The organism is Halomonas sp. 1513 (genome assembly GCA_001971685.1).
GTDB lineage: Bacteria > Pseudomonadota > Gammaproteobacteria > Pseudomonadales > Halomonadaceae > Franzmannia.
This window is the reverse complement of record CP019326.1, coordinates 37,001-52,166: the sequence shown is the minus strand read 5'-3', so window position 1 is coordinate 52,166 and position 15,166 is coordinate 37,001. Positions and strand designations below refer to the sequence as shown.

14 protein-coding genes are annotated in these 15,166 nt (G+C 62.4%); 4 read left to right on the top strand and 10 right to left on the bottom strand.

The genetic code is table 11. The annotated features are described in order from the left end of the window. Window positions 1-38: 38 nt before the first annotated feature. The 7 genes from BWR19_00235 to BWR19_00205 form a co-directional block, all read right to left on the bottom strand. Window positions 39-953, bottom strand: coding sequence for a hydroxyacid dehydrogenase (locus BWR19_00235; protein ID APX91505.1), 915 nt, complete (start codon window positions 951-953; stop codon window positions 39-41). Between the two features lie 62 nt (window positions 954-1,015). Continuing rightward, on the bottom strand, window positions 1,016-2,068 hold the full coding sequence (locus BWR19_00230; protein APX91504.1) for a lactate dehydrogenase: 1,053 nt from the start codon (window positions 2,066-2,068) through the stop codon (window positions 1,016-1,018). Window positions 2,069-2,118: 50 nt separating this feature from the next. Continuing rightward, entirely contained in the window at window positions 2,119-3,192 is a 1,074-nt protein-coding gene (locus tag BWR19_00225) for a peptide ABC transporter substrate-binding protein (protein ID APX91503.1), read from the bottom strand. Next, window positions 3,185-4,210 carry a dipeptide/oligopeptide/nickel ABC transporter ATP-binding protein gene (locus tag BWR19_00220; protein APX94834.1) on the bottom strand — a complete coding sequence of 342 codons (1,026 nt, stop codon included), beginning with the start codon at window positions 4,208-4,210 and terminating at the stop codon, window positions 3,185-3,187. Before BWR19_00220 ends, BWR19_00225 begins: the two co-directional genes overlap by 8 nt. 18 nt (window positions 4,211-4,228) lie before the next feature. After that, window positions 4,229-5,032 carry a peptide ABC transporter permease gene (locus tag BWR19_00215; GenBank protein ID APX94833.1) on the bottom strand — a complete coding sequence of 268 codons (804 nt, stop codon included), beginning with the start codon at window positions 5,030-5,032 and terminating at the stop codon, window positions 4,229-4,231. A 142-nt stretch (window positions 5,033-5,174) separates the two neighbouring features. After that, window positions 5,175-6,095 (bottom strand): ABC transporter permease, encoded by a 921-nt coding sequence (locus tag BWR19_00210; protein ID APX94832.1) that lies wholly within the window; start codon window positions 6,093-6,095, stop codon window positions 5,175-5,177. A 117-nt stretch (window positions 6,096-6,212) separates the two neighbouring features. Continuing rightward, window positions 6,213-7,826: a hypothetical protein gene (locus BWR19_00205; GenBank protein APX91502.1), complete on the bottom strand. Its 1,614-nt coding sequence runs from the start codon at window positions 7,824-7,826 to the stop codon at window positions 6,213-6,215. A 326-nt stretch (window positions 7,827-8,152) separates the two neighbouring features. Here BWR19_00205 and BWR19_00200 point away from each other — a divergent pair, with 326 nt between their 5' ends. Beyond that, window positions 8,153-8,887, top strand: coding sequence for a GntR family transcriptional regulator (locus BWR19_00200; protein ID APX91501.1), 735 nt, complete (start codon window positions 8,153-8,155; stop codon window positions 8,885-8,887). 10 nt (window positions 8,888-8,897) lie between these two features. Here BWR19_00200 and BWR19_00195 read toward each other — a convergent pair whose 3' ends face one another. From BWR19_00195 to BWR19_00185, 3 genes are read right to left on the bottom strand one after another with little or no spacing between them, the layout of a single operon-like run. Beyond that, window positions 8,898-9,626: a 16S rRNA (uracil(1498)-N(3))-methyltransferase gene (locus BWR19_00195; GenBank protein APX91500.1), complete on the bottom strand. Its 729-nt coding sequence runs from the start codon at window positions 9,624-9,626 to the stop codon at window positions 8,898-8,900. 38 nt (window positions 9,627-9,664) lie between these two features. Then, window positions 9,665-10,183 (bottom strand): protein-export chaperone SecB, encoded by a 519-nt coding sequence (locus BWR19_00190; GenBank protein ID APX91499.1) that lies wholly within the window; start codon window positions 10,181-10,183, stop codon window positions 9,665-9,667. A gap of 48 nt (window positions 10,184-10,231) precedes the next feature. Next, the gene (locus tag BWR19_00185) at window positions 10,232-10,654 is read right to left on the bottom strand and encodes a sulfurtransferase (protein ID APX91498.1); all 423 of its coding nucleotides are present in this window, start codon (window positions 10,652-10,654) and stop codon (window positions 10,232-10,234) included. Between the two features lie 368 nt (window positions 10,655-11,022). Between BWR19_00185 and BWR19_00180 the strand changes: the two genes are divergently transcribed. The 3 genes from BWR19_00180 to BWR19_00170 all read left to right on the top strand — a co-directional run bounded on the left by BWR19_00180 (window position 11,023) and on the right by BWR19_00170 (window position 15,147). Next, on the top strand, window positions 11,023-12,588 hold the full coding sequence (locus BWR19_00180; protein ID APX91497.1) for a phosphoglycerate mutase (2,3-diphosphoglycerate-independent): 1,566 nt from the start codon (window positions 11,023-11,025) through the stop codon (window positions 12,586-12,588). Next, window positions 12,585-13,751, top strand: coding sequence for a peptidase M23 (locus BWR19_00175; GenBank protein ID APX91496.1), 1,167 nt, complete (start codon window positions 12,585-12,587; stop codon window positions 13,749-13,751). The genes BWR19_00180 and BWR19_00175 overlap by 4 nt, the downstream gene beginning before the upstream one ends. A gap of 109 nt (window positions 13,752-13,860) precedes the next feature. Then, window positions 13,861-15,147 (top strand): peptidase S41, encoded by a 1,287-nt coding sequence (locus BWR19_00170; protein APX91495.1) that lies wholly within the window; start codon window positions 13,861-13,863, stop codon window positions 15,145-15,147. The last annotated feature ends 19 nt before the right edge of the window (window positions 15,148-15,166 follow it).

The window sequence follows — 15,166 nt, the reverse complement described above, 5'->3', positions numbered from 1 at the left end:
TACTCTCCCAACTATGGCGAAGCCTGCCTGTGAGTTATTCATGGTTGTGGAGGCCGTGGCAAATCAATGCCGTTGCGGCGTGCAGTTGCATCATAGGACTGGGGAACGAAAGCATCGGGTCCTAAGTCGCCTCTGGCAAGATTCAGGTACTCGCACAGAGCAGGGAGCATGCTGGACTTCGCTTGATAGGTGACTAGAGTCTCGGCAAGATAGCGCATATCCTTCTCAGCATTACCAATACTGAACTGCAGCCGGGTGCACTCCCCCTCCAGGACCCACTCCATGATCGGCGCCAGCATGGCGCTATTCGCTCCTCCCTGAGAGCAAATCTCCAGCAATTTATGCTGATCGACTTCCATGCGTGCCGCCATGGTAGCGGCCTCAGCTACTAAGGCGGCTGACCCCAGTGAAAGGAAGTTGTTAATCAGTTTCAGTTTGTGTGCCGAGCCGAGCTTGCCAACATGAAAAATATTCTCAGCGAAGCATTCGATCACTGGCCTGATGCGAGCCACCGTAAGCTCTTCACCGCCCACCATGACATTCAAGCGCCCCTCTCGAGCCTCCCTGGGTGTCCTGGCCAAGGGCGCATCAACCAAAATCGCACTATGGCGCGATGCGATTTTGGCGAGACGCTCTGTAGACTCGGGATGTACCGTCGAGCAATCAACGATAATCAGCCCATCTTGCTCTCCGGCCAGTAGTCCCTGCTCACCAGCAACGATGTCGCCGACTTGCTCAGATGTCGGAACGCAGATAAAGACGATATCGCTTTGCCTCGCCATCTCCGCGGGGGTGGCAACCTCCACCGCGCCTTCACGACAAAGCGACTCCAACGGGGCCCGGTTGCGATGGGCCATTACAGCCAGCGGATAGCCTTTGCGTACTATGTGCCCGGCCATCTCCCTGCCCATCAGGCCCAGGCCAATGAATCCTATACGTGCTGTTTTGTTCATACTTGCCCCTGAATCGTTATTCGCGTGCGGCCTAGCTTCACTGCCGTGCTTCCCAAGCCTTTTCACAGCGCCCGAGGGAAAGCTACCCCCAGTCGTTCGGCCCATTCACCAAGCGCCTCCGGAACGCCTTCCGGCAGGGGGACCCCCTCCTGGAGATAGGTCTCGTGGAGCGCAAGGCCCCGCTCCCCTGGGATCCTCACCGCGGGATCGCCGTCGGCCACGGGGTTGGAGCGGCATGCATCTACCAGCGCCCCTGTCTCGCGTTTGAAAGCCTCCAGACCGCCGAAGGCATCCGGATCCAGCACCTGGACCATCACCGAGGCGCCCCACTGGTCCGGGGCCTGAACGCGACCGAAGCCCCCCAGGCCCGAAGTCAGTGCCTCCACCATCAGTCCTAACGCATAGCCCTTGTGCCCATGATCAAGGCCGCCAATAGGCATGATGCTGCCCTTGGGGTCGTTGAACAGGACGCCGGGATCGACGGTCGCATGTCCTTGATGATCCTTGAGCCAAGGATGGGGCAGCTGCTTGTTCTGCTTGTTAAGCCGCCCGACCATGCCATTGGTGGTGATGGAGGTGCTGACATCCAGTAGCACTGGCCCTGAGCTTGTGGGATAGCCCACGGCAATGGGGTTGGGGGTATGTGTCGCTTCCAAACCACCATAGGGCGCCACTGATTTTGTCGCCGGATCGGAGGACTCGATCACCACCACTAAGTCGCGGTCGGTGGCCCACTTGAGGTAGGCGGCCAGACAGGCGATGTGATTGGAGCGGCGAATCACCACGGTTCCGGTACCGCAGGTCTTCGCCATCGCCTCGGCCGACTCAAGCGCCCTGATGATTAACCAGGGGCCCGGCAGATAGCAGCCATCCCATGTCTCCACGGCGGCACGCTGAGAGATCACTTCCGGTCCCCCGGTCACTGGCATCCGCCCGGACTGGATCTCCCCAAGATAAGGGGCCAACAGTTGGAGGCCGTGGGTGGTGTGCCCCATCAGGTCGCCTCCGACGAGGATCTCAGCCACTACCCTCGCCTTGTCGTCATCGAGTCCGGCAGCGGCGAGCAGCTCGGTGCTGAAGCGGGTCATCTCGTGAACGTCGTAATGCTGGCTCATGGATTGTTCTCCTTGGTGTTCGTTGTTCGGCGTGAAGCGACTCGAAGACATCACGAGGATCCCACCGCGGGTTTCGGTGGCTCTGCCTCGCCCTGCCTGTGAAATACCGACGCCGCCGCGCCCGCGTCCTTCGCCTCCCGCGTGCACAGATGGCAGGCGGTGCGATGCAAGGTCGCTGGATCCTCGATGAGCTCGGGTGCCTCCTCTTCGCAGACCTTGCCGATCTTCTCCGGGCAGCGCGGATGGAAGGCACACCCGGAGGGCGGGTCCAGGGGAGAGGGCACTTCGCCATGCAGGATAATCTCCTCGGTCTGCTCATCGGGATGCGCCGGCAGGGCAGCGGAGAACAGGGCCTTGGTGTAGGGGTGGCTAGGGTTATTGAAGATTTCCTCGGTGTCAGCAATCTCGACGATTTTCCCCAGGTACATCACCGCAATCTTGTCAGCCATGAAGCGCGTGGTGCCCAGGTCGTGGGCGACCAATACATAGCTCATGCCATATTCCTTCTGCAGATCCTTAAACAGGTTCATGATCTGCGCCCGCACCGAGACATCCAGGGCCGACACCGGCTCATCAAGGACGATCAGCTTGGGGTCCGACACCAGGGCGGCTGCCACCGCAACCCTTTGCCGCTGGCCGCCCGAGAATTCGTGGGGGAAGTTTCGCGCCTGCTCGGCACGCAACCCGACATCCTCCATCACCTTCGCGATGCGCTTATCGATATCGTCGCGGGTCAAGTGCTTCTGGTTGATGTACAGTGCCTCAGCGATGATGTCGTAGACCCGCATTCGCGGATTCAGGGAGGACCAAGGGTCCTGAAAGACAGCCTGTACCGAATTGCGGTAATGGCGCAGGCCAAGGCGGTCGAGACTCTGGACATCCTTGCCCTCGAAGCGCACCACCCCGCCGGTGGGCTGCTCCAGTCGCAGCAGCATCTTAGTGGTCGTGGTCTTGCCACACCCCGACTCGCCGACCAGTGCCATGGTTTCACCCGGCGCCAGGCTGAAACTCACCTTCTCCACGGCCTTCACGATACTCTGCTTCCTTTTGAAGAAGCTGCCGCTTACGACCTCGTAGTGCTTGGTCAAGTCTTGAACGTCGAGAAGCGCTTGGGTATCACTCATCTTCGGCCTCTAGTTTCCAGCAGTTTGCAGAGTGGGGAGCACCGACGTCACTGCTGGCTTGGAATTCGGGGGGGTACTCTCTCCGGCAGCGTTCATCGGCGTGGGGACAGCGCGCCGCAAAGCGACAGCCCTCGGGCATGTTCCACAGGGGGGGCGGCTGACCGTCTATCGAGTAGAGTCTCTCGGCCTTGTGACGCATGGAGGGAACGGATTTCAGCAGGGCCTGGGTATAGGGGTGGCTGGGATGATTAAAGATGTCGCGGACATTGCCCGACTCGACGACACGTCCGGCGTACATCACCAACAGCCGATCACACATCTTGGACACGATGCCCAGGTCATGGGTGATGAAGATTATGGAAACATCCTGCTTCTCGCGGATGTCCTGCAACAACCGCAGATATTGCGCCTGGATGGTGACGTCCAGCGAGGTGGTGGGCTCATCGGCGATGATCACCTTGGGATTACAGGATAGCGCGATGGCGCCCACGACCCGCTGCTTCATGCCCCCACTCATCTGATGGGGGTAATCATCGACACGGCTCTCCGGTGCCGCTACCCCCACTCGCCTCAGCCCCTCGACCGCCTTGCTCATGAAGTTCTTGCGGGTATCGCGAGTATGGACCCTCAGGGCTTCGCGCAACTGGCTGCCGACGGTGAAAACAGGATTCAGCGAGGTCTGTGGATCCTGGAGGATCATGGAGATCTGCTTGCCGCGTATCTTGCGCATCTCCCGTTCGCTCTTGTCCAGCAGCTCCTCACCCTCCAGGGTGACCCGGCCCTCCACAATGCGTCCGGCTGGGCGCGGCAGCAGGCGCAGCAACGACAAGGCGGTCATGGATTTGCCGCTACCCGACTCGCCGACCACGCCGAGTATTTCCCCCCGGCGCAACTCGAAGCTCACGCCATCTACCGCATGAACAATGCCGTTCTTAGTTTCCAGCTGAGTATGCAGGTTCTCGACCGACAGGACGTTATCCTGAGCGATGTCCTCCTGAGTGCGCTTCTCATGAGCCATAATCGTCATATCGCCCCCTTATATGAGCTTCGGGTCCAATCGGTCGCGCAGCCAGTCGCCCAGCAGATTCACGGACAGCACGGTCAGCAGAATGGCCAGTCCCGGAAAGAAGGATATCCACCAGGCACTCACCACGAGTTGGCGACCATCGGCGACCAGCAGCCCCCAGGCCGGGGTGGGACGCGGTATTCCAATTCCCAGGAAGCTGAGCGTGGCTTCGAGGACGATGACTACCCCGATCTGCAGGGTCGCCATGACGACGATGGTATTGACCACATTGGGAAAGATGTGACGCGCCAGAATCCGCGAATCGGATGCCCCCGAGACCCGAGAGCGGGCCACAAAGTCGCGCTCCCGCAGGGACAACACCTCGCCGCGGATCTGACGAGCGAAATAAGACCAGAGCACGAAGGCCACTACCAGCAGCACCGACTGAAAGCTGGGCCCCCAGATGGTCGCCAGTGCCAGGGCCAGCAGGACACTGGGCAGAGCCAGGGAGACATCCACCAGCCGCATAATGACGATATCTGCCCACCCGCGCTTGAAGCCGGCGATTAAGCCGAGAATCGTGCCGATGACGGTTCCTAAGAAGATACCGACCATTGAGACGGAGAGTGCATACCAGGCACCGTGCAGAGTACGGCTCAAGACACAGCGCCCGAGTCGATCGGTACCCAGAATGAACTCCCAAGAGCCTCCCGCCCAGACCGGTGGTGCGAGACGATTAGTCAGATAGCTCTGGTAGGGGTCATGGGGTGCAATATAGCTGGCGAAGAGTGCCGGTATGACCAGCACTATCAACAGTACCCCGATGGGTATCAAAGGATAGCGGGACAAGCGTTTCCATGGGGTCTCGCGCCTGCCCTTGCCGAAGGGAGATTGAGAATCTCTGGTAATGGCCATGACTGTCACACCTAGAAATTATTGTGGAATACCGAGGGATTGGGCTATGCCATTGCCGCCGTCACTTGTAGCGAATCCGTGGGTCGATATAGGCATAGAGGATATCGACCACAAAGTTGGCCGCGATGAACACCATGGCAAAGAAGATCACCACTGCCTGGACCAGCGGGAAGTCTCGCCCCCTAATGGCATCCATCGCCAGATAGCCGATACCTGGCCACGCGAAGACAGTCTCGATGACGATCGATCCCGTGAGGATCGAACCCAGCAGGATGCCGAAGTAGGTCAGCGGGATGATCACGGCATTGCGGAACGCGTGTTTCCAGATCACCTTCCACTCAGGCACGCCCTTCACCCGGGCCAGTTTGATGTATTCGGAGTCGAGCACCTCCAGCATCCCCGAACGAGTCAATCGGGTCAGGGCGGCGATCTGGAACAGCGCCATGGCCAGTGCCGGCAGGATGATATGCTGCGGTCCTCCCCTTCCCGAGGTAGGCAACCAGCCCAAGGTAACGGCAAAGAACCAGATCAGGATGATGCCCAGCCAGAACTGGGGAAGCGACTGGCCAAACAGTGCCACCACATTGGCCATGCTGTCGGCGGCCGTGCCCTTCTTGACCGCAGAGAGCACGCCCAGCGGTATGGCGATCACGATACTCATCAGTATCGCGACACCGGAAAGCTCCAATGTGGCAGGCAGCCTGGCCATCACCACCTCCATGGCGGAATAGCCTCGGCGACTCAAAGCCTCGCCGAAATCCCCCTGAACAGCATTAAAGAGGAAGGAGAAATATTGGTGATGGAGTGGCTTGTCCAAGTTCCAGTGCTGCATCACCGCCAGGATTTGCTCCTGGGATGCATCATCTGGTAGTAAGGAGTCGATGGGACTCCCGGTTAGGCGAGTCAGCATGAACACTATTAGGCTGATCGCCCAAAGTGCAAAAATCGATTGCAAGAAACGTATGGCAATAAACTTTTTCATCATTATACCCGCTTGATTCCGCAAGTTCCCCTCTCATGGGGGATCATTTTCACCGAGGAAGGAGTGCAGACGTCGCCGACTCACGTCGGCCCCATCTGCATCCTCCCGTCTCAGTTGTCAGTCAGCGGGGGTAATCAGATGCCAGTGGCTCATGCCGGCGGTAGTCACCCCCGGATATCGCCACTCTGATACGGAACTTGGGTCGATTGTCATCTCGACATCGAGAGCCGCAATAGGCATATCGGTATACTGCTCGTAGGTATAAATAAAAGCCTCTTGAATCAGGGATTCTCGAGCTTCGGCATCGAATGTGCTTTCGATCTGATCAATTAACTCCTGAATATGATCATCCTCGTAGCCGTGATATGGAGAGCCACCCGGGGTGAAGGTATTGCTCAAGGCCACATCGCTAGGCCGGATGGGCGCGTTGCGGATGGGGTTGATAAAGTAGGCTTGCCGCCCACGACCAGCTGACGCGATGGACGACCAATCTACTTCGCGCAACTCCGTTTGCAGACCAACCTCCTCGAAGAAGACTTGTGCTAATTCGGCTAATATTGGGAATTCCGGATTACCAGAGACCACGCTAACGGTGATTGGGATAACAGGATCCTCGAAGGCATCCGGATAGCCCGCTTCTTCTAGCAGCTCCCGAGCACGCTCAGGGTCGTAGCCATAGTCATCGTCGAAGCGCTCCACGAGTTCAGGAACAAAGCCCTCATGAGGCTCATGCATACCATAACGAACCAGATGATCAGCGCGTCCGTTGTAAAGAATTTCAATGAGCTGATCTCTGTCCAGCGCGCGATTCATGGCTTCGCGGACTTTCACATCTGCCCACGGCAGGTCAGGGTTATAGGCCTCATCCCCGGACTGCATGTACAGTCCGTTGAACATCAGCGTGACTTGTACCGCTGGGTTGAGAGAGCCGATAACTTGCTTACCCGTTGCCTCGGCCTCGGGCTGCAGCTCGCGAGGTAGATCGGCGATCTGAGCTTCACCGGACTGAAGTAGAGCTAGTTTTGTAGATGGTTCTGCAGCCCACCGGAACTCTAACTCCTCAACTAGAGCATCTTGGCCCTGCCAGTGGTTGTCGACACGCTCCATTACCAGCCGATCGCCGTCGCGGCGCTCTACGAAGCGGAAAGGTCCAGTGCCGGCAGGACGCTCTCTATAGCCGTCGAGGCCTTCTTCATCGTATTGCGCCTTGCTATAGATGATCATGGAACCACGGAGAGCGAGCGCAAACAGGAAGCCAGGCCGGGGGGCGTCGAAGTGGAATTTTATAGTGTAGTCATCAACCACTTCTATGTCAGCGCCTCGCAATAGTGAGACCCCTGTCTGCACCGAGTCCGGAGAAGTATGCAGCTCATAACTATGTGCGACATCCTCGGCTGTCACGTCTCCCCAATCAAAATGCCATTCGGCACCCTCATGGAGATGAAAAGTCCAGGTGGTGAAATCATCGTTCGCCTCCCATTCGCGAGCGAGACCACTATTGTCATACTCCCCCGTCTCATGATGGTTACCCACCAGCGGCAGTAACATGGGAAATAGGGAAACATCTACAGTTGTACCCCAGTACAGATTCGTTTCACTGGCAGGTGGGTCGACCGCCATCACGATGCGCTCATTCGCAGCCATTGCCTGGGCCTGTAAGGCCCCGAGAGCTGCTGCACCTATGCCGAATGCGATGGCTTTACTGATCTTGTTTCGAGCAAATGTCTTCATGGGCGAGCTCCATTTGTTGTTGTCATACACTAGTCGTGTCCATGTCAGGCGTAACGGCGCCTGCCTGTAGGCTGACTGCATAGCTGTCATACAGCCATACCATAAAGGGTTAGCTCAACATCTCTTATAGGTCAAGGAATGCATCACGGCTTTCCTCTGGTCTGCTGGTTGGCTTACCAGACCAGTTGATAAGCAATTTAGATCCCGCATAGACAGCCGTCAAGTTTGTACATTTGAATATAGACTTTTGTCTAGTCGTGTCAGGTTGGTAGCGTAAGGGAGGCACTTTGGTCTAACATATAGACCAGTTGGCAGGAGACAAATTAATGGACAATCCCGCTTTCGCCTTCGAGAAGGCGCTCAAGAACAAGACTAAGAAGGACATCCTGGCCGAGAAGCTGGTCGATATGATGCTGACAGGGCTGCTGCGGCAAGGCGATGTGCTGCCCAGCGAGCGCGAGCTCGCACAGCTCTTCGAGGTGAGCAGGGAAACCGTGCGCGGCGCCCTTGCCCAGCTGACGGCCTATGGGCTGATCAGCGTCTCTCATGGCAGCAAGACCCGCATCAGTGCTGACGAGCGAGCACTATCGCGATTCGAGGAAACACGCGAGGGAGCAGCCAAGACAAGCCAGCTCGAACACTACGACGTGGACTGCGTATTCGAGAGCCGCATCGTGGTCGAGGCCGCTATCGCCCGGCGAGCGGCGATCAGGATCGACGCCGAGGGGATTCAAAAGCTGGAGCGAATGCTCGATGCCCAGAGCAAGTTGTTCAACTCACCGGTGTACTTCCAGCTCTCGGACCAGAGCTTCCACAAGCTGATCTCCGAGTACGCGAATAACGCCCTGCTGCTGCGTTACGCCGGGGAGCTGTACGATTACGGCCTCAACATTCGTCGCCAGGTGATGGTGGAAGAGGGGGCGATCGAGCGCAGCTACCGGGAGCACGCGCACATCGTCGACGCCTTGCGCCGCCAAGACCCTGACGCCGCCGAGCGCGCCATGCTCGCCCACCTCGATAGCGTCTACCGAACCACCAAAGACAAACTTGCTTCCAACTAACAGGCCTAGCTCAGGCTAGATCCCCGAACCGATACTGCAGCAGCGAGAGCGCCACCACCGGGGCGGTCTCGGTGCGCAGGATACGCGGGCCGAGGGTGAGGGGAGAAAAGTCGGCCCGTCGGGCGGCGTCGACCTCGGCCGTTGACAGGCCGCCTTCGGGGCCGATCAGCAGCGCCGCGCGGGTCACGCCGCGGGACTCGGCAAAGGTGCCGTCGGTGGCCGGGTGCAGCACCAGGCGCAGCGTTTCGTCGCGGGCCGCCAGCCAGTCGCCGAGCGGCTGCGGCGGATGCACCGGCGGCAGCGTGGCGCGGCCGCACTGCTCGCAGGCGCTGGCCGCCACCGCCTGCCAGTGGGCGATCTTCTTGGCCTCGCGCTCGCCCTTGAGGCGCACGTCGCCGTGCTCGGTGTAGAGCGGCGTAATCGCGGCCACGCCCAGCTCGACGGCCTTCTGGATGGCGTAGTCCATGCGGTCGCCCTTGGAGATCGCCTGGCCCAGATGCACCGCCAGTGGCGATTCACCGCGCCCGGGGGCGATGGCCTCGACTCGCGCCACTACCCGCTTGCGCTCGGCTTCGACCAGTACCGCATCGGCTTCCTGGCCGCGTCCGTCGAACAGCGCCAGGCGCTCGCCGGGGCGCATGCGCAGCACCCTGCCGACGTGGCGCGCCGGCCCCTCGGGCAGAACGACGTCGCCGCCAACGGTGAAGTCGGCGGCGACGTGGATGCGCGGCCCGCTCAACGAGCCGCTCCGCGAGTCACGAGCAGGTGCACGGGCCCTTACTGCGTGGTTTCGCTGGCCTGCTGGGCCTCGCGCTTCTTCTTCTGGGCGTAGATCGCCTCGAAGTTGACCGGCGCCAGCATCAGCGGCGGGAAGCCACCGCGGTTGACCAGGTTGTCGATGCACTCGCGGGCATAGGGGAACAGCACGTTGGGGCAGAAGGCGCCCAGGGTGTGCTCGAGCTGCTGCCCCTCGATGCCGGCGATACGGAACAGGCCGGCCTGCTCGATCTCGGCCAGGAACGAGGTGTTGCCGGTCTCGCTGTGCTTGACCTCGGCGGTGACCTTGACCACTACCTCGAAGAGATCTTCGCTGATCTGGCTGCTCGAGGTGTTGAGATCGAGGCCGACCTTGGGCTTGAACGGCTGCTGGAACACCGCCGGCGCGTTGGGCGACTCGAAGGAGATGTCCTTGACGTAGATGCGCTGCAGCGAGAATTTCAGTTGGGGCTTTTCCTGGTCGCCGGCAGCGCCACCTTGGGCGTTGCTGGCCGCAGGCTGATTGTTGTCTTCCGCCATGAGAAGGGTCCTTGACGTCTGTTGCGTGTGATAAGTGAGTAGCGCTGGTTACTTCTTGACCACCGGCATGCCGTCGGCCTGCCACTGGGTCATGCCACCCTTGAGCTTGAAGGCGCGCTCGAAGCCGGCCTTCTCCAGTTTGGCCTGGGCGGCACCGGATGACTGGCCGTGCTTGCAGACCACGATGATCGGCTTGTCCTTCGACTTTTCCAACTCGCTGATGCGGTTGTCGAGCTTGCTCTGGGGAATATTGCGCGCCCCGGCGATATGGCCAACCTTGAAGTCGTTGGCCTCGCGAATATCGACCACCACGGCGTCTTCGCGGTTGATCAGCTGGGTCGCCTCGCTGGCCGAGACACCGCTCTTGCTGCTGCCTCTCACCTCATAGGCGATCCAGGCGGTCAGCACCAACAGGAACGCCCCCACCAGCAGCGGGTGGTTCTGCACGAATTCGAAGAGCTGGTCGATCATGGGTCCGGATAACTCTTGTTGGGTAACGGTTGCGCCGAGCGGCGCCCAGTATACACAAGCTGCGTGATCGCGTCTGCGCGCCGGCCGCCAGGCTCGGGGCTATCGCAGATAAGGCAGAAACGCTCGGAACTGATCCGTCGACAGGCCTACGAGGAGGCGCTGTGAACCCATCCCTGGGCGCTACCTTGCGCCATCCATGGCGCAAACCTCCTCTTCGGCCTGTCCCCGGCGTCCTTCGCTTAGCGGCATCATATCGCCCTGCCACCAGGCTGACGCCCGGCGCGGCTGTGCGATATGATGCCTCATGGAGCCGTGAGTCGCGACCCCGGGACGCCCCGGGCACGACGCTTATCAATGAGGCCAATTGCATGTCTGATGCCACCCCGCGCCCCGTGGCGCTGATCATCCTCGATGGCTACGGCCACAACGAGGCCCTAGAGGCCAACGCCGTAGCCGCCGCCGACACCCCGGTGATGGACCGCCTGCAGCGCGACTGCCCCAGTAGCCTGATCCACACCGACGGCAACTATGTCGGCCTGCCCGACGGCCAGATGGGCAACTCCGAGGTCGGCCATATGAACCTCGGCGCCGGACGCATCGTCTACCAGGACTTCACCCGCATCACCAAGGCCATCGAGGACGGCGACCTCGACCACAACGCCGCCCTGACCCGGCCCATCGACGACGCAGTGGAGGCACAGCGCGCGGTGCACCTGCTCGGCCTGCTGTCGCCGGGCGGCGTGCACAGCCATGAGGACCACATCATCGCCATGGCCGAGCTGGCCGCACGCCGCGGCGCCCAGCGTATCTACCTGCACGCCTTCCTCGACGGCCGCGACATGCCGCCCAAGAGCGCCCTGGCCTCCATCGAGCGAGTCAACGAGCGGCTCTCCGAGCTGGTCGGGGCCGATAACGGCTTCATCGCCTCGCTGATCGGCCGCTACTACGCCATGGACCGCGACAACCGCTGGGACCGCGTCGAGAAGGCCTATCGACTGATCACCGAAGGTGTCGGCGAATTCGACGCGGTAAGTGCCGAGGTCGCACTGCGCGAGGCCTACCAGCGCAACGAGACCGACGAGTTCGTCAGCGCCACCAGCGTGCGCCCTGACAATGCCGCGGTGGTCATCGAGGACGGCGACGCAGCGATCTTCATGAACTTCCGCGCCGACCGCGCCCGCGAGCTGACCCGCGCCTTCGTCGAGGACGGCTTCGACGGTTTCACCCGCCACACACGCCCGCGGCTCGCCGGCGACGGCCTGGTGATGCTCACCCAGTATGCCGCCGACATTCCGGCGCCGGCAGCCTTCCCGCCCGTGGCGCTGACCAACACCCTAGGCGAGGTGGTGGCCGAGCGCGGCCTGACCCAGCTGCGCATTGCCGAGACCGAGAAGTACCCCCACGTGACCTTCTTCTTCTCCGGCGGGCAGGAAGCCGAGTACCCCGGCGAGACCCGTATCCTGGTGCCCTCGCCGCGGGACGTGAAGACCTACGACGAAAAGCCCGAGATGAGCGCCTATGAGCTGACCGACAAGCTGGTGGCGGCCATCGAATCCGGCGCCCATGACCTGATCATCTGCAACTACGCCAACGGCGACATGGTCGGCCACACCGGCGACTTCGACGCCGCGGTCAAGGCCATAGAAACGGTCGACATCTGCCTGGGACGCGTGGTCGAGGCGATCCAGCGCGCCGGCGGCGCCTGCCTGGTCACCGCCGACCACGGCAACGCCGAGCAGATGGTCGACCCCGAGACCGGCAACCCGCATACCGCCCACACCACCTTCGAGGTGCCGCTGGTCTACGTCGGCGAGCGCCAGGTCACCCTGCAGGACGACGGTAGCCTGTGCGACCTGGCCCCGACGCTGCTGGCGATGATGGACCAGGCAGCCCCCGAGGAGATGAGCGGACGCGTGCTGATCGCCCCTGCATGAGGCCTGAGGCAGGACGCAGCCTGCGCTGTGGCCTGGTGGCAATCGCCGCCGGGCTGCTGCTGGGCCTGTCGCTTGCGGCACACGCCGGCGAGGGCCGGGAACGCCGCGCCCAGGAGCGGCTCGACGCCATCGGCAGCGAGATCCAGGCGGTGTCGCGGCGCCTCGAGTCGACCCGCGAGGACCGCGATGACGCCGACCGCGAGCTGCGTGAGGTGGAAACCGCACTGGCCGATACCCACCGCCGCCTGGATGCGCTGCAGGCCGAGCGCCGCGAGGTGGCCGACGAGATCGACGAACTCGAGCGCCAGCGCGGCGTGCTCGAGGCCGAGCGCGACGCCCAGCTGGAGGCGCTGGCCACCCAGCTCGAGGCGCTCTATCGGCTGGGCCATACCCCGCAGCTCAAGCTGCTGCTCAACCAGGACGACCCGGCACGTCTCGACCGCCTGCAGACCTACCTCAATCACCTGAGCCGTGCCCGCAACGAGCGCCTCGACGCCATCGCCGTCCTCGATGAGCACCTGGCCGATAACCAGGCAGCGCTCGATGAGCGCGACAGCGAACTGGCAACCCTCGGCGACGAACTGGCCGCGCGCAGCGCCGACCTGGCCACGCAGATGCAGGAGCGCGAGGCGCTGGTGGCATCGCTGGACGCACGCTACAGCAGCGAGCAGGAGCGCCTCGACGGCCTCGACCGCGACCGCGACGACGCCGAGCGGGTGCTACAGCAGGTGCGCGAGGAGATGGCGCGCCTCTCCGAGCCGCCGCCCTCCACCGCCATCGCCGAGACCCAGGGCGACCTGCCTTGGCCGGTACAGGGCTCGGTGGCCTCGAGCTTCGGCCGCGGCGACGGCATCAGCCGCAACGGCATGCTGATCCAGGCCAGCGAGGGCACGCCGGTCACCGCGGTGCACAGCGGCCGGGTGGTGTTCGCCGACTGGATGCGCGGCTTCGGCAACCTGCTGATCGTCGACCACGGCGACCAGGTCATGACCCTCCACGCCCACCTGCAGCACTTCAGCGCCGAGGTCGGCAGTGCCGTATCGCGCGGCGACGAGCTAGGCGCCGTGGGCAACAGCGGTGGCCAGGGCCGCGCCGCGCTGTACTTCGAGGTACGCCGCAACGGCGAGCCGATCGATCCTCAAGGCTGGATCGCACAACGCTGAGAAAATGTGGTCATAAGGCCACTATGGATTCACCGACGGCGCAGCGGCTATGCTGGGCACCACATCGGCGTGCGCTGGTGCCGTCTCTTACCTGCGGATCGGAGTCATCATGCTCGACACTGCTTGCAAATCCCTGATCGCCGGGGTCGCCTCGCTGGCGCTGCTGGCGCTGCCCCTGCACGCCACGGCGGCCAACAGCACGCCGGGTAACGAGCTGCCGGTCGAGGATGTCCAGACCTTCGCCGAGATCTTCGAACGCATCAAGCGCGCCTACGTCGACGAAGTCGACGACAGCACCCTGCTACGCAACGCCATGCGCGGCATGCTCAGCGAGCTCGACCCGCACTCCGCCTACCTCGACCAGGACGAGTTCCGCACCCTGCGCGAGTCGACCCAGGGCGAATTCGGCGGCATCGGCATCGAAGTCGGCATGGAAGATGGCCAGTTGACGGTGATCACCCCCATCGACGACACCCCGGCCTCACGCGCCGGCCTGCAGTCCCGCGACCTGATCATGAGCGTCGAGGGCCAGGCCACCGACCGCATGTCGCTGCAGGAGGCGGTCAACCTGATGCGCGGCGAGCCCGGCACCGAGCTCGAGATCAGCATCCAGCGGCGCGGCGAGGACAGCCCCCGCGACATCACCCTGACCCGCGAGGTGATCCGCAGCGAGAGCGTGCGCAGCGAGCTGCTCGAGCCCGGCTACGGCTATCTGCGGGTCAGCCAGTTCCAGAACCGCACCGGCGAGCAGGTGCGCCAGGCGCTGGCGCGTATGGAGGCCGACGCGCCCCTCGACGGCCTGGTGCTCGACCTGCGCAACAACCCCGGCGGCGTGCTGCAGGCCGCGGTGGCGGTCTCGGATGCCTTCCTCGACAGCGGCCTGATCGTCTACACCGAGGGCCGCCTGGCCGACAGCGAGCTGAGCTTCTCCGCCAACCGCGACACCGCCGCCCCGGACGTGCCGCTGGTGGTGCTGATCAACGGCGGCAGCGCCTCGGCGGCGGAGATCGTCGCCGGTGCGCTGCAGGATCAGCGCCGCGCCGTGGTAATGGGCACCGAGAGCTTCGGCAAGGGCTCGGTGCAGCAGGTCATGCCGCTGGGCAACGGCGACGGCCTCAAGCTGACCACCGCGCTCTACTACACTCCCAACGGGCGCTCGATTCAGGCCCAGGGCATCGTGCCTGACGTGGAAGTGGTGCGCGGCCGGCTGGAAGTCACCGAGAGCAGCCGCCAGCTGCGCGAATCCGACCTCGAGGGCCACCTGCGCTCGCGGGAAGAGACCCGCGAACGCAGCGCCACCAGCGAGCGTCTGCGCGACGACTACCAGCTCAACGAAGCCCTCAACCTGCTCAAGGCACTCAACGTGGTTGGCCAGCGCCGCTCCGCGGCGGGCTGACCCCCGCGGAATCACGCGC

What these genes read in the sequence shown, in the direction of transcription:
- BWR19_00235 (APX91505.1), bottom strand. Translation starts at nt 953, where the DNA reads ATGAACAAAACAGCACGTATAGGATTCATTGGCCTGGGCCTGATGGGC.
- BWR19_00230 (APX91504.1), bottom strand. Translation starts at nt 2,068, where the DNA reads ATGAGCCAGCATTACGACGTTCACGAGATGACCCGCTTCAGCACCGAG.
- BWR19_00225 (APX91503.1), bottom strand. Translation starts at nt 3,192, where the DNA reads ATGAGTGATACCCAAGCGCTTCTCGACGTTCAAGACTTGACCAAGCAC.
- BWR19_00220 (APX94834.1), bottom strand. Translation starts at nt 4,210, where the DNA reads ATGGCTCATGAGAAGCGCACTCAGGAGGACATCGCTCAGGATAACGTC.
- BWR19_00210 (APX94832.1), bottom strand. Translation starts at nt 6,095, where the DNA reads ATGAAAAAGTTTATTGCCATACGTTTCTTGCAATCGATTTTTGCACTT.
- BWR19_00205 (APX91502.1), bottom strand. Translation starts at nt 7,826, where the DNA reads ATGAAGACATTTGCTCGAAACAAGATCAGTAAAGCCATCGCATTCGGC.
- BWR19_00200 (APX91501.1), top strand. Translation starts at nt 8,153, where the DNA reads ATGGACAATCCCGCTTTCGCCTTCGAGAAGGCGCTCAAGAACAAGACT.
- BWR19_00190 (APX91499.1), bottom strand. Translation starts at nt 10,183, where the DNA reads ATGGCGGAAGACAACAATCAGCCTGCGGCCAGCAACGCCCAAGGTGGC.
- BWR19_00185 (APX91498.1), bottom strand. Translation starts at nt 10,654, where the DNA reads ATGATCGACCAGCTCTTCGAATTCGTGCAGAACCACCCGCTGCTGGTG.
- BWR19_00180 (APX91497.1), top strand. Translation starts at nt 11,023, where the DNA reads ATGTCTGATGCCACCCCGCGCCCCGTGGCGCTGATCATCCTCGATGGC.
- BWR19_00175 (APX91496.1), top strand. Translation starts at nt 12,585, where the DNA reads ATGAGGCCTGAGGCAGGACGCAGCCTGCGCTGTGGCCTGGTGGCAATC.
- BWR19_00170 (APX91495.1), top strand. Translation starts at nt 13,861, where the DNA reads ATGCTCGACACTGCTTGCAAATCCCTGATCGCCGGGGTCGCCTCGCTG.